14 protein-coding genes are annotated in these 14,693 nt (G+C 69.1%); 4 read left to right on the top strand and 10 right to left on the bottom strand.

Annotated elements, in window-relative coordinates:
* Nucleotides 1-30 precede the first annotated feature (30 nt).
* Nucleotides 31-1,242: a signal recognition particle-docking protein FtsY gene (gene ftsY / locus IEZ15_RS22205; protein ID WP_189279072.1), complete on the bottom strand. Its 1,212-nt coding sequence runs from the start codon at nucleotides 1,240-1,242 to the stop codon at nucleotides 31-33.
* A 110-nt stretch (nucleotides 1,243-1,352) separates the two neighbouring features.
* Between ftsY and IEZ15_RS22210 the strand changes: the two genes are divergently transcribed.
* Complete coding sequence (locus IEZ15_RS22210) at nucleotides 1,353-2,750, top strand: purine-cytosine permease family protein (protein ID WP_189279073.1); 1,398 nt, start codon at nucleotides 1,353-1,355, stop codon at nucleotides 2,748-2,750.
* A gap of 58 nt (nucleotides 2,751-2,808) precedes the next feature.
* On the top strand, nucleotides 2,809-3,774 hold the full coding sequence (locus tag IEZ15_RS22215) for an LLM class flavin-dependent oxidoreductase (RefSeq protein ID WP_189279074.1): 966 nt from the start codon (nucleotides 2,809-2,811) through the stop codon (nucleotides 3,772-3,774).
* A gap of 75 nt (nucleotides 3,775-3,849) precedes the next feature.
* Here the strand turns inward: IEZ15_RS22215 and IEZ15_RS22220 are convergent, their stop codons facing one another.
* From IEZ15_RS22220 to IEZ15_RS22240, 5 genes are all read right to left on the bottom strand, one after another.
* Nucleotides 3,850-5,268 (bottom strand): sugar porter family MFS transporter, encoded by a 1,419-nt coding sequence (locus tag IEZ15_RS22220; protein ID WP_189279075.1) that lies wholly within the window; start codon nucleotides 5,266-5,268, stop codon nucleotides 3,850-3,852.
* A 226-nt stretch (nucleotides 5,269-5,494) separates the two neighbouring features.
* On the bottom strand, nucleotides 5,495-9,097 hold the full coding sequence (smc, locus tag IEZ15_RS22225) for a chromosome segregation protein SMC (protein WP_189279076.1): 3,603 nt from the start codon (nucleotides 9,095-9,097) through the stop codon (nucleotides 5,495-5,497).
* Between the two features lie 317 nt (nucleotides 9,098-9,414).
* Nucleotides 9,415-9,627 (bottom strand): hypothetical protein, encoded by a 213-nt coding sequence (locus IEZ15_RS22230; protein ID WP_018551753.1) that lies wholly within the window; start codon nucleotides 9,625-9,627, stop codon nucleotides 9,415-9,417.
* Nucleotides 9,628-9,715: 88 nt separating this feature from the next.
* Complete coding sequence (locus IEZ15_RS44925) at nucleotides 9,716-9,856, bottom strand: hypothetical protein (RefSeq protein ID WP_229846040.1); 141 nt, start codon at nucleotides 9,854-9,856, stop codon at nucleotides 9,716-9,718.
* A 209-nt stretch (nucleotides 9,857-10,065) separates the two neighbouring features.
* The gene (locus IEZ15_RS22240; RefSeq protein WP_093778642.1) at nucleotides 10,066-10,347 is read right to left on the bottom strand and encodes an acylphosphatase; all 282 of its coding nucleotides are present in this window, start codon (nucleotides 10,345-10,347) and stop codon (nucleotides 10,066-10,068) included.
* Between the two features lie 145 nt (nucleotides 10,348-10,492).
* Between IEZ15_RS22240 and IEZ15_RS22245 the strand changes: the two genes are divergently transcribed.
* On the top strand, nucleotides 10,493-11,440 hold the full coding sequence (locus tag IEZ15_RS22245; RefSeq protein ID WP_189279077.1) for a CAP domain-containing protein: 948 nt from the start codon (nucleotides 10,493-10,495) through the stop codon (nucleotides 11,438-11,440).
* A gap of 225 nt (nucleotides 11,441-11,665) precedes the next feature.
* On the opposite strand, the gene IEZ15_RS22250 is transcribed toward IEZ15_RS22245, so the two are convergent.
* Entirely contained in the window at nucleotides 11,666-12,088 is a 423-nt protein-coding gene (locus tag IEZ15_RS22250) for a hypothetical protein (RefSeq protein WP_189279078.1), read from the bottom strand.
* Between the two features lie 196 nt (nucleotides 12,089-12,284).
* Here IEZ15_RS22250 and IEZ15_RS22255 point away from each other — a divergent pair, with 196 nt between their 5' ends.
* Nucleotides 12,285-12,677, top strand: a complete 393-nt coding sequence (locus IEZ15_RS22255) for a winged helix-turn-helix transcriptional regulator (protein ID WP_114246888.1) — start codon at nucleotides 12,285-12,287, stop codon at nucleotides 12,675-12,677.
* Nucleotides 12,678-12,716: 39 nt separating this feature from the next.
* Here IEZ15_RS22255 and mutM read toward each other — a convergent pair whose 3' ends face one another.
* The 3 genes from mutM to rpmF all read right to left on the bottom strand — a co-directional run bounded on the left by mutM (nucleotide 12,717) and on the right by rpmF (nucleotide 14,691).
* Nucleotides 12,717-13,580, bottom strand: coding sequence for a bifunctional DNA-formamidopyrimidine glycosylase/DNA-(apurinic or apyrimidinic site) lyase (gene mutM / locus IEZ15_RS22260; RefSeq protein ID WP_114246887.1), 864 nt, complete (start codon nucleotides 13,578-13,580; stop codon nucleotides 12,717-12,719).
* Between the two features lie 93 nt (nucleotides 13,581-13,673).
* The gene (rnc, locus tag IEZ15_RS22265) at nucleotides 13,674-14,498 is read right to left on the bottom strand and encodes a ribonuclease III (protein WP_114246886.1); all 825 of its coding nucleotides are present in this window, start codon (nucleotides 14,496-14,498) and stop codon (nucleotides 13,674-13,676) included.
* A 19-nt stretch (nucleotides 14,499-14,517) separates the two neighbouring features.
* A complete protein-coding gene (gene rpmF / locus IEZ15_RS22270; protein WP_003965982.1) occupies nucleotides 14,518-14,691 on the bottom strand; it encodes a 50S ribosomal protein L32 in 174 nt (57 codons plus the stop codon).
* Nucleotides 14,692-14,693: the final 2 nt, after the last annotated feature.

The raw sequence follows: 14,693 nt of genomic DNA on the forward strand, positions 1-14,693 counted from the left end.
TCGGGCTCTGTTGCGGGCGCGCGAGGCCCGTCAGTCTCCGATCAGGGCGTCCACGAACGCCTCCGGCTCGAACGGAGCCAGATCGTCCGGTCCCTCGCCGAGACCGACCAGCTTCACCGGCACGCCCAGCTCACGCTGGACGGCGATGACGATGCCGCCCTTGGCAGTGCCGTCCAGCTTGGTCAGCACGATGCCGGTGATGTCGACGACCTCGGCGAACACCCGGGCCTGCACCAGACCGTTCTGTCCGGTCGTGGCGTCGAGGACGAGCAGGATCTCGTCGAGCGGTCCGTGCTTCTCGACGACGCGCTTGACCTTGCCGAGCTCGTCCATGAGCCCGGTCTTGGTGTGCAGCCGTCCCGCGGTGTCGATGAGGACGACATCGGCGCCCTCGGCAATCCCTTCCTTCACCGCGTCGAAGGCGATCGACGCCGGGTCGCCGCCCTCGGGTCCTCGCACGGTGCGGGCGCCGACGCGCTCGCCCCAGGTCTGGAGCTGGTCGGCGGCGGCGGCCCGGAAGGTGTCGGCTGCGCCGAGCACGACGCTGCGGCCGTCGGCGACGAGCACCCGGGCCAGCTTGCCGGTGGTGGTGGTCTTGCCGGTTCCGTTGACGCCGACGACCATCACGACACCGGGGGTGTCGACCCCGCTCTCCGTCTTGACCGCACGGTCGAAGTCGGTGCCGAGCAGAGTGAGGAGCTCCTCACGCAGCAGCGAGCGCAGCCCTTCGGGGGTACGGGTGCCGAGAACGCGGACGCGTTCACGGAGCCGCTCCACCAGTTCCTGGGTGGGTGCGACGCCGACGTCGGCGGTGAGGAGCGTGTCCTCGATCTCCTCCCAGGTGTCCTCATCGAGGTTGTCGCGGGACAGGAGCGTGAGCAGCCCCTTACCGAGGGAGTTCTGCGAGCGGGCGAGCCGGGCACGCAGCCGGACCAGACGGCCCGCGGTGGGCTCGGGCACCTCGAGGGCGGGGGCGGCGGGCGCCTCCGGCTCGACGGCCTCGGGGGCTTCCTCGGCGGGAGCCTCGACCGAAGGGGGACCGACCTCCTCGATGGTGCGGCGCGGTTCCTCGCGCGGCGTCTCGGCTTCCTCGCCGACATGGGGCTCGGCGGGAGGAGTGATGGTCGGCGTGCTCGACGGTGCCGGGGGCAGCTGCTTCTTCTTGCGGCTGCTGACCACGAGCCCGCTGATCACGCCGACCGCGACCAGGGCGATGACTACAGCAAGGATGACGAATTCCATAACCCACCCAGTATCAGTCACGTCCGCCGTGGGGGGCCGCCCCGAAGGATCACCCCTGCACCACCCTCGGGTGTTATACACCTTTTGGCGGTAAAGGTACGATCCCGCCTGTGGAGACCCGTGGCCTGGAGCCCGTCCCCGACAGCGAGCGCACCGGCCGGGTCCGGACCCTCTTCCCCACCTGGGTCGGCGCGAACCTGACCGTGCTGCTGCTCACCATGGGTGCGGGGCTCGTCGTCTTCAACGGGCTGAACTTCTGGCAGGTGCTGGCCGTCGCGATCGCGGCGCCGGTCGTCAGTTTCGGACTGGTCGGCCTGGTCTCGATCGCGGGCAAGCAGGGCGGGGCTCCAGGCATGGCACTCTCCCGGGCCGTCTTCGGCCAGCGCGGCAATCTGCTGCCCGGTGCGCTGATCTGGATCGCCCGCTGGGGCTGGGAGACGGTGAACGCGGTAACCGGCGGCTACGCCCTGCTCGCCGTACTGGATCTGCTCTTCTCCATCGAGAGCGACAACACCCTGATCATGGCGACGCTGCTCGTCTTCGTAGGGAGCAGTTTCCTGGTGTCGGGGCTGGGCGTGCGCGCCCTGCGGGTGTGCTGCACCTGGTCGGCGTATCTCTTCGGAGGCTTCAGCCTCCTCGTACTGATCGACCTCATCGGCCGGACCGAATGGCGGGACGTCCTGGACAGGCCCGCCGGGCCCACGGCAATGATGATCGCCGGAGTCGGCACACTCGCGGCCGGCGGGATCAGCTGGGTTCCGACCGGCCCCGACTTCGCCCGCTATCTGCCGCGGACCGCGTCCGGCCGGGCGATGATCGTGGCGACCGTGGGCGGCGCCGGGATCGTGTTTCTGCCGATGGTGCTGATGGGCTCCGTGATGGCGGTCGCCACGCCGGGCCTGGCAGTCACCCAGGATCCGGTCTCGTTCATCGGCCCCCTGCTGCCGGGCTGGCTCTCGGTGCCGTATCTGCTGATCGCCGTGGTCGGCATGGTGCTGATCAATGCGATGTCGATGTATTCGGCCGGATTCACCGCACAGACACTGGGATTCATGATCCCCCGCGCCTGGGCGGTCGGGGTGAATGCCGCCATCAGTCTGTTTCTGGGCTCATTGCTGATGATGACGGCGGGTTTCCTGGATTCCTTCGTATCTTTTCTGACACTGCTCGCGGTGACATTCTCGGCATGGATCGGCGTCTTCGGTGTGGATCAGCTGCGCGGGCGTACGTACGACCCCGCGGCACTCCTGGACACCACACCGGCCAGCGCCTACTGGTACACGGGAGGTTTCGCCGTGACCGCCGTGACCGCGTGGACCGTGGGCCTGGTGGTGGGCCTGCTCTTCACCGGCGTGGAGTGGTTCTCCGGCCCTCTCGCCGCCACCTGGATCGGGCGCCACGGACTGGGCTGGGCGGCCACGATCGCCGTGTCCGCCGCGCTGTACGCGATCCTGCCGCGTCCCGCAGGCCGGGAACGGCCCGAAGGCGTCGCACCTCTACACTTCTGACGCTACGTCAGCTACTGTCCCGCCTCGCCGAGTCCGCCCGACGCAGGGGACAAGTGTCATGGCCTTCACAGTGGTCCGGTTCAATCTCGTCGATCCCGATGCCACCCCCGAGTCGCTCTCGGCCCGGTACCGCGCCGCGCTGGAGATGGCCGCGTACGCCGACGAGCACGGCATCGACACCGTACAGACCGAGGAGCATCACGGCGCCGCCAACTCCTGGCTGCCCTCCCCCTTCGTCTTCGCGGGTTCGGTCTTCGGCGCCACCCACCGGATCGCGGTCACCGTCTCGGCGATCATCGGCCCCCTGCACGACCCGCTGCGGCTGGCCGAGGACATCGCGGTCCTGGACCTGCTGAGCGCGGGCAGACTGGTCACGGTGGCGGGGATCGGCTACCGGCCCGAGGAGTACGAACAGGCGGGTGTCGAATGGGGCAGGCGCGGCCGTCTCCAGGACGAGCTCCTGGAGACATTGTTGCAGGCGTGGACCGGGGAACCGTTCACGTACCGGGGCCGTACGGTCCGGATCACGCCACGCCCGTACACCCAGCCGCACCCGCTGCTGCTGGTGGGCGGCAGCTCGCGAGCGGCGGCGCGGCGGGCGGCCCGGTTCGGGCTGCCGTTCTTCCCGAGCGCGCATCTGCCGGAACTGGAGGCGTACTACCACGAGCAGCGTGCGGAATTCGGGGCGGACGGCTTCTGCATGATGCCGTCCGCCGAGACGCCGTTGCTGCATGTGTCCGAGGACCCGGACCGGACCTGGGCGGAGTACGGCGAGCGCTTCCTGCACGAGGCTCGCACGTACACCTCCTGGCAGTCCAAGGACATCCGCTCGGCCGTGCGCTCGGCGGCGACGACGGTGGCGGAGCTGCGGGACGAGGGGGTCTACCGGGTCATCACGCCGGACGAGTGCGCCGGGGCGGCCGGGGAACTGGACAGCCTGGTGCTGCATCCGCTGTGCGGCGGGATGCCCGTCGAGGAGGGGTGGCGCAGCCTGCGGCTGTTCTGCGAGGCGGTCACGCGTTGACCGGACCACCGGAACTGCCCCGGCGCGCAGGTGCGGGCCGGGGCATTCCGTGGTCGAGGAGAGGGGCAGCGGGGATTAGCCCATCTCCTCCAACGCCTTGCCCTTGGTCTCCTTCACGAACTTGAGCACGAAGGGGATCGAGAGCGTGGCGAAGCATGCGTAGATGATGTACGTGCCCGACAGGTTCCAGTCGGACAGGCTCGGGAAGCTCGCCGTGATTGCCCAGTTGGCGATCCACTGCGCGGACGCGGCGACGCCGAGCGCGGCGGCGCGGATCTTGTTCGGGAACATCTCGCCGAGGAAGACCCAGACCACGACACCCCACGACAGGGCGAAGAAGAGCACGAACACATGGGCCGCGACGAGCGCCACGATGCCCTGGGTGTGCGGCAGTTTGCCGTCGACCAGGTGGGCGGAGAAGGCCCAGGCCTCGAAGGCGAGGGCGATGGCCATACCGGTGGAGCCGACCAGCGCGAGCGGCTTGCGGCCCACCCGGTCCACCAGCACCATCGCGATCACGGTACCGACGATGTTGATGATCGACGTGGTGAACGAGTAGAGGAACGAGTCCGAGGGGTCGATGCCGACGGACTGCCACAGCGTCGCCGAGTAGTAGAACGCCACGTTGATGCCGACGAGTTGCTGGAAGACCGACAGGCCGATACCGACCCAGACGATCGGCAGGAATCCGAAGCGGCCGCCGAGCAGGTCCTTGAACCTGGACTTGTGCTCGCGGTGCATGGCGATCTCGATCTCGGCCACCCGGGCGTCGAGGTCGACGTTCTTGCCCTCGACCTCCTCGAGGATCTGCCGGGCCCGGTCCTTCTTGCCGGCCGAGATCAGGAACCGCGGCGACTCGGGGATCGCGAACGACAGGAGCCCGTACAGGACGGCGGGGACGACCATCACGCCGAGCATCCACTGCCAGGCCTCGATGCCGCCGATCTTGCCGCGCTGATCTCCGTCGGCGAGCTGCAGAATGCCGTAGTTGACCAGCTGGGAGATGGCGATGCCGATGACGATCGCCGCCTGCTGGAAGGAGCCGAGCCGGCCGCGGTAGGCGGGCGGCGAGACCTCGGCGATGTACGCCGGGCCGATCACCGAGGCCATACCGATGGCGAAGCCGCCGATGATGCGCCACATCGCCAGGTCCCAGAGCGCGAACGGAAGGGCGGAGCCGACGGCGCTGATGGTGAAGAGCACGGAGGCGATCTGCATGCAGCGGATTCGGCCGATGCGGTCGGCGATGCGCCCCGCCGTGGCCGCGCCGATCGCACAGCCGATCAGGGCGATGGCGATGACCTGGGCGAGCGTTCCCGAACCGATGTCGTACCGGCTGCGGATCGCCTCGACGGCGCCATTGATGACGGAGCTGTCGTAGCCGAACAGGAAGCCACCCATCGCAGCGGCTGCCGTGATGAAGATGACATGGCCGAGGTGGTCCGGATGGGCCTCTCGGGCTCCGGACGCCGGTCCCTGCGATGTGCTGGTCACATGTACTCCTGATGCCTGGCAGCGTCGTCAGGTGTGGGGGGCGAGCTCTTGTGGGGGAGCGAGCTCTTCCAAGTGGCGCATAACTTCATTACCGCCACCACTTGAACGTAAAGACGACGTTTCAGAGAGTATGCCTTCAAGCTTCGAAGTCAATATTTGCTATTGGCACACACCCGCACAGGAACGCTCAAAACGCACGTTGAAGTATTGAAGATTGGGTAAAGGCTCAGCGCAGCCGCTGACTGATGACCTTGGAGACGCCGTCGCCCTGCATCGAGACGCCGTACAGCGCATCGGCGACCTCCATCGTCCGCTTCTGGTGCGTGATCACGATCAGCTGAGAACTCTCCTGGAGCTCCTCCATGATCCGGATCAGCCGCTGCAGATTGGTGTCGTCGAGCGCCGCCTCGACCTCGTCCATCACATAGAACGGACTCGGCCTGGCCTTGAAGATCGAGACCAGCAACGCCACCGCCGTGAGCGAGCGTTCCCCGCCGGACAGCAGGGAGAGCCGCTTGACCTTCTTGCCGGGCGGCCGGGCCTCGACGTCCACACCGGTCGCGAGCATGTTGTCCGGGTCGGTCAGGATGAGCCGCCCCTCGCCTCCCGGGAAGAGCCGCGAGAAGACGCCTTCGAACTCACGGGCCGTGTCCCGGTACGCCTCGGTGAACACCTGCTCGACCCGCTCGTCGACCTCCCTGATGACCTGTATCAGATCGGCCCGGGTCTTCTTCAGGTCTTCGAGTTGCTCGGAGAGGAACTTGTGCCGCTCCTCCAGCGCCGAGAACTCCTCAAGTGCGAGCGGATTCACCTTCCCGAGTTGCTGATACGCCCGTTCGGCCGACTTCAGCCGCTTCTCCTGCTCGGCCCTGACGAACGGCTTCGGCTGATTGCGCGGGTGCTCCGGGTCCTCCGGCAACTCCTCGCCCTCGGCGGCCGGTGACGGCGGTACGAGCTGGTCGGGGCCGTACTCGGCGGCCAGCCCGGCCGGCTCGACACCCAGCTCCTCCAGCGCCTTCGCCTCCAGCTGCTCTATCCGCAACCGCTTCTCGGCACCGAGCACCTCGCCGCGGTGGACGGAGTCGGTGAGCTTGTCCAGCTCGCTCTTGAGCTCGCGGCCCTGATTACGCTCGGCCGCCAGTTCCCGCTCCCGCTCCGCCTTCGCCGCCTCGGCCGCGTCCCGCTCCCGCTCGGCCCGTACGACGGACACCTCGACATGGGCCAGCAGCTGACGGGCGCCGGACGCGACGGCGGAGGCCACCGCCGCCTCGTGCCGCAGTCGGGCGCGGCGCTGCTCGGCGCGGGCACGGGCCTCGCGTTCGGCGCGGGCGCCCCGGTCGAGGGAGTCCGCGCGGCCCGCGAGTGCCTTGACCCTCTCCTCATGGGTACGCACCTGGAGGCGGGCCTCCATCTCGGTCTGGCGGGCGTTGGCACCGTCAGCGGCGAGCCGGTCGCGTACGGAGGTGTCCGGCTCCTCCTCGACCGGCATCTCCTCGGCGACGAGCAGCCGCTCGGCCAGCTCCTCGGCCTCCTCCGTCGCCCGCTCCAGTGCCTCCTGGGCACGGGCGGCTGACGCGGTCATCCGCTCGGCCTCGCCGGCGGCGCCACGGGCCTGCCCGGCGAGCCGCCCGAGCTGCTGGGCCACCCCGGACTTCTCCCGCTCGGCGGCCCGACGCCGCTCCCCCAACTCCTCGACCAGCCCGGCGCTCGCGCTGCGCCGCTCCCCCGCGCGCCGCTGGCCCTCGGTCAACTCCGCGCACCGCAAGGCCAGTTCCTCCAACTGGGTGGCGGCCTCGTCGACCGATGCCTGCACTTCGAGGAGGCTCGGCACCCCGGCGGAACCGCCGTGCGCGAAGTGGGCCGAGAGGATGTCCCCCTCGGCGGTCACGGCTGTCAGTTCCGGGTGTACGGCAACGAGATCCTCGGCATCCTCCAGGGTGCCGACGACCACCATGTTGTGCACCAGCCGCCGTACGGCGCCCACCAGTTCGACGGGCCCGCGGACGAGGTCGCCCACTGCGGGCGGACCTCCGGCGGGCGCTCCGGCCACATCGACCCCATAGGCACCAGAGGCACCACCCTGATCAGGCACCCCATCCCGCGCCCCGCCCAACAGCAGCGCCGCCCGCCCCGCGTCCTGCTTGCGAAGCAGCCGGATCGCGTCCGCTGCCGTGGCCGGATCCGTCACCGCGACCGCGTCCGCCGCCGCGCCCAGCGCCGCCGCCACCGCCACCTCGTGCCCCGGCGCCACCGTCAGGAGTTCCGCGGCCGGACCGAGCAGGCCCGACAGGCGGTCCCGCGCGCCGAGCAACACACCGGTGCCATCCTTTCGGCGCAGACCGAGGGCAAGTGCCTCATGGCGGGCCGCGACCGCCGCCCGCTTCCGTTCGGCGGCGGTGGCGGCCTCCCGGGCCGCGGAGAGCGCCGCCTCCGCCTCCGCGAGTTCCCGCTTGGCGGCCTCGTGCCGCTCACCCAGCTCCGCGTCGCCCGCGTCCAGGCCCTCGACCTCGGCCTTGAGCTGTTCGTACTCCTCCTGCGCGGCAACCGCCCGCTCCTGCGCCTCGTCGCGCGAGGCGGCAAGCCGGTCGATCTCCGCCTTCGCCGAACCGGCCCGGCTACGGGCGGCGTTGACCTGTCCGTTCAGCCGGGCGAGCCCCTCTCGGCGGTCCGCGATGGCGCGGGCGGCATCCTTGAGGCTGCGCTCCTCGGCAGCCAACTCCCTTTCCAGTTCGGCCCGGTGGGCGGCGGTGTCCTCCAGTGCGTGTTCCGCCGCCTCCAGCGCGGCCTCCAGCTCCGCCTCCTGTTCACGGATCCGGGCAGCCTCGCGCTCCATGCTTTCGGGGTCCCTGAATCCCGTGCCGCGCCGCTCCTCCTCAGGGGCGGCGCCGGCGCTCTTCACCCGGGCATCGGCCAGCGAGATCGTGCCGCGCACCCGCTCGGCCAGCTGCGACAGCTCGTACCAGGTCTGCTGGGCCCGCTGGAGCCGCGGCCCCAGCCGCCGCACTTCGTCCTCCAGCTCCGCCTCGCGCGCCAGGGCGGACTTGAGCTCCGCCTCGGCGGCCTCCCTGCGCTGCTTGAGCGCCGCTTCGTCGGCGATCTCGCTGCGCAGCGCGGTGTGCAGCCGCACCAGGTCGTCGGCGAGCAGCCGCAGCCTGGCGTCGCGCAGGTCCGCCTGGATGACGGCGGCCCGGCGCGCCACGGCCGCCTGCCGGCCCAGAGGTTTCAGCTGCCGTCGCAGCTCGTCGGTCAGGTCCTGGACGCGGGCCAGATTGGCCCCCATCGCGTCCAGTTTCCGCAGCGCCTTCTCTTTCCGCTTGCGGTGCTTGAGGACACCCGCGGCTTCCTCGATGAATGCGCGCCGCCCCATCGGATCGGCATGGAGTACGGAGTCCAGCCGGCCCTGTCCGACGATGACATGCATCTCGCGGCCGATACCGGAGTCCGAGAGAAGTTCCTGGATGTCCAGGAGCCGGCAGGTGTCGCCATTGATCTGGTATTCGCTGCCGCCGTTGCGGAACATGATCCGAGTGATCGTCACTTCGGCGTACTCGATGGGCAGTGCGCCATCGGAATTGTCGATGGTCAGCGATACTTCCGCCCGCCCGAGCGGCGGCCTCCCGGTGGTGCCGGCGAAGATCACGTCTTCCATCTTGCCGCCGCGCAGGGATTTGGCACCCTGCTCCCCCATGACCCAGGAGAGCGCATCCACCACATTGGACTTGCCCGACCCATTGGGACCGACGACGCACGTGATACCGGGTTCGAACCGCAGCGTCGTCGCGGAGGCGAATGATTTGAAACCACGCAGGGTCAGGGCCTTGAGGTGCACGCCGCCGGACTCTACCTTTCGCTCTCGGTTTCGCTGATGAAGGTGCAGGGCACATCAGACGGTAAGGGAAGGGGTGTACGTCCGGGGCGGGTCCCGCACAGGTCCGAGCGGAAAAGAAAGAAGGGACGCCGAAGCGCCCCTTGTAAATCTTGTGCGGTGTTGCGTGTGCGGTGTTGCTGGTGCAGCGCATGACGGATCAAGGACATGTCACGGTGGTGACAGATCAAGAGCAGTGATCTTCAATGATCCGGCGACGATCCGGGGGATGGTCTCGGACGGCTGACGCGGGCAGCCCGACCGGCCCTGGGGGCCATCGGTCAGGTCAGCGCCGGCTCCGCCTGAGGTACGTCGATGTCGATGCTGTCGAGCAGCGACTCTTGGTGCTGGGCGGCGGCATTGAGTGCGTCGTTCTCGTCCTGAATCCGTACGAGCTCGGATTCGAGGTCCTGGACGCGCTGCTGGAGCCGTCGCATCTCGGCGAGGAGTCGCGGGTCGGAACCGCCGACGTAACCGAGAAGCGCCTTTGCCATGATGGATGGTCCTCCACACTGAGTGACCGACCGATGCGGTGTGGGTCGTGAGGGAATCGCACCCGCGGTGCTCGGCAGTGCTCCGTATTCACTGCTGTTCTGCTGCCAAACAGCTCTGCCAAACAGCTAAGGTGCGCGGGGATTTCAGCGTCTCACCAAAAAGTTTGACGGTCAACACGATCACGCCCTGTAGAGACGGGCGGCCCGGGGCGCGCGGCTTGACGATCATGCGGCGCGACTCTCCTGCGGGACCCTCGGGGGCGTGGAGATCATCCTTACTGCCGCAGCCTGGCATGCCGACCGAATCTTGGCAACCACCCGGTCATTCCGCAGGTCATTTCATGTGTACGCAGATGAGCGCCCACTCCGTCACCCCGCGCCGCCCGTCGAACACGGTCCGAACACAGCCTCCCGGTACGACCCCGGATCGAGCCCGGATCAGCGGATCGCGAAACCCTCGTATCCGCCGCGCGGGGTGTCCCAGATCTCAGTGACTCCGTCAACGCGCCCGGGTGTGTCGTCCGAGCGCAGCCATTCCAGCAGACGGTGGCAATTCTCACGTTGACCCTCGGCAACGACCTGCACCCTGCCGTCGTCGAGATTCAGGGCGAATCCGGTGAGGCCACCGATCTCCAGAGCGTTTGCCCTGGTGAACCAGCGGAACCCAACTTGTTGTACTCGGCCGCGTACCCAGGCGGTGAGTCGTACATCTTCGTTCATGCCCGAACGCTAACCGGCCAATTGCTCTTGGAACACTTCCTGCCGATAGGGCATGGGCTACAGTCCCGTCGCAATAACTTCACCCCATCGGGTGAATCATGTTGACGCCGAGAGCGGCGTCCAGACCCCCAGAAGGGCTCAGCAGATGGGACGCCATCGACGCTCCGCCGCAGCTCCTGCCGCTGAGCACCACGCGGCGGGGGACGCGGGGCGGCACCGGGTTGCGCGCCGCAGGAAGCGGTCCGGGATACCTGTTCGCACGGGACTGATCGGCGTGTCCGCGGCCCTTGTCATGGGGGCCGTGGCGGTCGCCTCCGGTCTGCTGCCCGGCGGCGACACCTACACGGTCGGCGGCACGGCTGCCGACCAGGTACGTACCAAGGGCGCCCCGGACCTGCTGACCCAGGGCGCCTCCACCACCGCCCCTGCCGACCGCGACTCCGCGTCCGCCTCGGCCGGCCGCGGCGTGGGGCGCGCCGACGGCCCGACGAAGGCGGAGTCCCCCACCGGGTCCCCGTCGTCCGCCTCCCCGTCGAAGACGTCCGGACCGACCGGGCGGGCGAAGCCGTCCGAATCTCCGGCGTCGTCCGAGTCCGCTGCGACGGAAGCCGGGAAGAGCACCGCCCCTGCCGCGGTCGAGAAGTCGCCGGCCGCACCGACGGCCGCGGCCTCCACTCCGGCCGCCCGCAGGTCCGTGGAGCCGACGTCTGCCGCCGCGGGCTCCGCGCAGGCCGCTGTGCTCACCCTGGTCAACCAGGAGCGCGCGAAGGTCGGCTGCAGCCCCGTGACGGCCAGCGCATCGTTGGCCTCGCTGGCCCAGGACTTCAGCGACGACATGGCTGCCCGCGGCTTCTTCGACCACACCGACCCCGATGGCCGGACCCCCTGGGACCGCGCCTCGAAGGCCGGTGTGCAGGGGCTCGGCGGCGAGAACATCGCCCGCGGCCAGGCCGACCCGCAGGCCGTGATGGACTCCTGGATGAGCAGCGACGGCCATCGGGCAAACATTCTCAACTGCGACTACAAGACGCTCGGTGTCGGAGTGCATTACGGCTCCGGCGGCCCCTGGTGGACTCAGGACTTCGGCTTCTGAGAATTCCGCAGGTCAGCGACCTGCCGGCTTTCCTGGGCCGCCTCGGGGCCGTTACCGGCAACCGAGGCGGCCCACACTGTGTCCGCGGCGGCCCGCAGACGGGTCTCGTTCGAAGTTCCGGCACCTGCCCGAATCGAGGCAAGCGCAAGGGGTAGTGATCACTCGCCCCGGAGCAGCTCCAGCCCAAGGCCGCTGCGCCGACCCCGGAGCACGTCCTGAGCATCTCTATGGGCGAGAGCCGGGCGCCGCGCCGCGCCGTCGTCCGTCCCGTTTCACAGCGGCGATCACCGCGGAAACGGCGGCGGTCACGACGAGGCTCCCCACCATGACCATCCCCACGCCGACCATGAAGAGGCCGCTGGAGTCGTCCGACCAGTCGTAGAAGGCGGCAGCGGTCAGGCCGACCGTGACGCCGAGCACAGCGCCTGCGAAGTAGCGCCGGGATGCCGCCCAGTACACCGGCGCCAGCAGAGTCAGCACCAGCCCGATGACCTGCCACGCCTCGTACGGGCCGGTCGTCGTGCCGTCAGGTTGCACGTCACGGTGCTGGTCCCAGCCCAGCCAGGCAGCCCACGCCGCCGACGTCACCACAGCCAGCACGAGGATCGCCAACAGCTGGGGAATGAGTTTCAGTAGTCGTTGTCGCATGGCCCAAGCGTTCCGTCTCACCCCATGACCGACCAGCGAGCACGTACTCAACTGCACCCGCGTACTTCAGGCACCATCATGCTCCGCTCCCCGATGTCGAGCCCGGTTCCGTAGCGCAGCGCAACAGAGAAATGCATCGCTTACGCCCGCACAGCGCACTCCAGGGGTGAGCACTGTGCGAGCGTAAGCTTGTTGTATGGACGAGAGCACCCGGCGGGACAGCACCGACAGCCTGCCTTTCGATGTGTTCTCCCGGCAGTGCCCCTCGCGCGGCACGCTGGAACATGTCACCGGACGCTGGGGCAGCCTGACGCTGACCGCGCTCCACGATTCCGGTGCTCGCTTCAACGAACTGCGGCGCAGGGTCGACGGGGTGAGCGAGAAGATGCTCTCCCAGACGCTTCACGCACTGGAGCGGGACGGCCTCGTCCACCGGGAGGCACAGCCCACCAACCCGCCCCGCGTCGACTACGAGCTGACCCCGCTGGGGCACGAGGTCGCCGGCCGGCTGCGCGAGCTGATCCAGCTCGTCGAGGGCCGGATGCCCGAGGTGCTGGACGCCCGCAATCGTTACGACGAGGCCCGCTAGAGCCGACCGGATGTCCGGCGGGGCAGGCTCCGACACCCCTCAGGGCCGCGGCGGCCGCTGGCAGCGCGGGCAGAAGTAGCTGGAGCGGTTCATCCACGGGCGGCGGCGCATCGGCGTACCGCAGCGGTGGCAGGGCTCGCCCTCTCGCCCGTACGCGTCGAGCGAGCGGTCGAAGTAGCCGGACTCGCCGTTCACATTGACATAGAGGCTGTCGAAGCTGGTGCCGCCCTGGTCGAGCGCCGCGTTCATCACGTCGCGGACATGGCCCAGCAGTTCGGCCGACTTGGGGCGGGTGAGGGTCGCGGTCGGCCGGTCGTAGTGCAGCTTGGTGCGCCAGAGCGCCTCATCCGCGTAGATGTTGCCGACCCCGCTGATCAGCGACTGGTCGAGCAGGGCGCGTTTGATCGTCGTACGGCGCAGTCGCAGGGCCGTGTGGAACGCCGCGTCGTCGAAGGCCGGGTCCAAGGGGTCGCGGGCGATGTGCGCGATGGTGTCGGGCAGCCCGTCCGTGCTGTCGGCGGCGCATTCGTGGAGAGAGAGCCCGCCGAAGGTCCGCTGGTCGACGAAGCGCAGCTCGGTGCCGAGCGAGTCGTCGAAGCGGATCCTGATGCGCAGATGCTTCTCGTCGGGGGTGTCCTGCGGCTGTACGAGCAGCTGGCCGCTCATGCCGAGGTGGCCCAGCAGTGAGCTGGACTCATCGTTCAGCGGCACCCAGAGGTACTTGCCGCGGCGCATGGCCGTTCCGAAGCGGGCGCCGCCGAGCCGGGCCGCGAAGTCCACGCCGCCCGCGAGATGGCGGCGGACCGCACGCGGGTGCAGCACCTCGACGTCGCCGACCGTGCGGCCGGTGACCCAGCGCTCAAGACCGCGTCGTACGACTTCGACCTCGGGCAGCTCGGGCACGGTGTCGCTCCTGAAGAAGTGAACTGGAGAGATGAAAAGAATATCCGGGCAGGAAGAACCCCTCGGTGCGCAGGGCACCGAGGGGTTCTCGGGTCAGGCCGGAGCGACGTCCGTGGACGGCGACGGGTCGGCAGGGGTGTCGGCGGCCCCTCCGTCGGCAGCGGCCTTCGCCGCAGCCTCCCGCGCTTCCGCGGCGGCGCTGATCTCGCGCCAGGCGGACTCCGCCGCCTGCTGCTCCGCTTCCTTCTTGCTACGGCCGGTGCCGGTGCCGTACGAGACACCACCGACGCGAGCAGCAGCAGTGAAGGTCTTCTCGTGGTCCGGGCCGGTCTCCGTGACGAGGTACTCGGGAACGCCGAGGCTCTCGCTCGCGGTGAGTTCCTGGAGGCTGGTCTTCCAGTCCAGGCCGGCGCCGAGGTTCGAGGACCTGTCGATCAGCGGGTCGAAGAGCCGGTGGACCAGCTCCGAGGCCGCGCTGAGACCCTGGTCGAGGTAGACCGCGCCGATCACCGCTTCAAGGGTGTCGGCGAGGATGGACGCCTTGTCCCTGCCGCCCGTGCCCTCTTCACCTCGGCCGAGCCGGATGAAGGAGCCGAGTTCGAGGCCGCGGCCCACCTCCGCAAGTGCACGCGAGTTGACCACCGCGGCCCGCAACTTGGCCAGCTGGCCTTCGGGCAGGTCGGGGTGGGTGCGGTACAGCGTGTCCGTGACCACCAGGCCGAGCACCGAATCCCCGAGGAATTCGAGCCGCTCGTTGGTGGGCAGACCGCCGTTCTCGTATGCGTACGAACGATGGGTCAGCGCACGCACCAGAAGGGCGGACTCGAGGTGATACCCGAGCCGCCCTTCCAGAAGCGTGTGGGACGAGGCTGTGTTGACGTTGTCTGCCTGCTTCTTGGCGTTGGACAACTCAGACATCGGGCCTCTCACCAGCCGCTCAGACCTCGAGGACCTGGCGCTTGTTGTACGTGCCGCAGCTGGGGCACGCGATGTGCTGCAGCTTCGGCTCCTGGCAACGCTCACACGAAACCAGGGTGGGGACCGCAGCCTTCCACTGCGACCGGCGGTGGCGCGTGTTGCTGCGCGACATCTTCCGCTTCGGAACAGCCACGG

Origin of the sequence: Streptomyces atratus, from assembly GCF_014648655.1 — a bacterium.
Lineage (GTDB): Bacteria > Actinomycetota > Actinomycetes > Streptomycetales > Streptomycetaceae > Streptomyces > Streptomyces atratus.

Bases quoted from the DNA above. Each gene is read 5' to 3' on its own strand.
- ftsY (WP_189279072.1), bottom strand. From the start codon at position 1,242: ATGGAATTCGTCATCCTTGCTGTAGTCATCGCCCTGGTCGCGGTCGGC.
- IEZ15_RS22215 (WP_189279074.1), top strand. From the start codon at position 2,809: ATGGCCTTCACAGTGGTCCGGTTCAATCTCGTCGATCCCGATGCCACC.
- IEZ15_RS22245 (WP_189279077.1), top strand. From the start codon at position 10,493: ATGGGACGCCATCGACGCTCCGCCGCAGCTCCTGCCGCTGAGCACCAC.
- IEZ15_RS22230 (WP_018551753.1), bottom strand. From the start codon at position 9,627: ATGGCAAAGGCGCTTCTCGGTTACGTCGGCGGTTCCGACCCGCGACTC.
- IEZ15_RS44925 (WP_229846040.1), bottom strand. From the start codon at position 9,856: ATGATCGTCAAGCCGCGCGCCCCGGGCCGCCCGTCTCTACAGGGCGTG.
- IEZ15_RS22255 (WP_114246888.1), top strand. From the start codon at position 12,285: ATGGACGAGAGCACCCGGCGGGACAGCACCGACAGCCTGCCTTTCGAT.
- IEZ15_RS22250 (WP_189279078.1), bottom strand. From the start codon at position 12,088: ATGCGACAACGACTACTGAAACTCATTCCCCAGCTGTTGGCGATCCTC.
- rnc (WP_114246886.1), bottom strand. From the start codon at position 14,498: ATGTCTGAGTTGTCCAACGCCAAGAAGCAGGCAGACAACGTCAACACA.
- IEZ15_RS22240 (WP_093778642.1), bottom strand. From the start codon at position 10,347: ATGAACGAAGATGTACGACTCACCGCCTGGGTACGCGGCCGAGTACAA.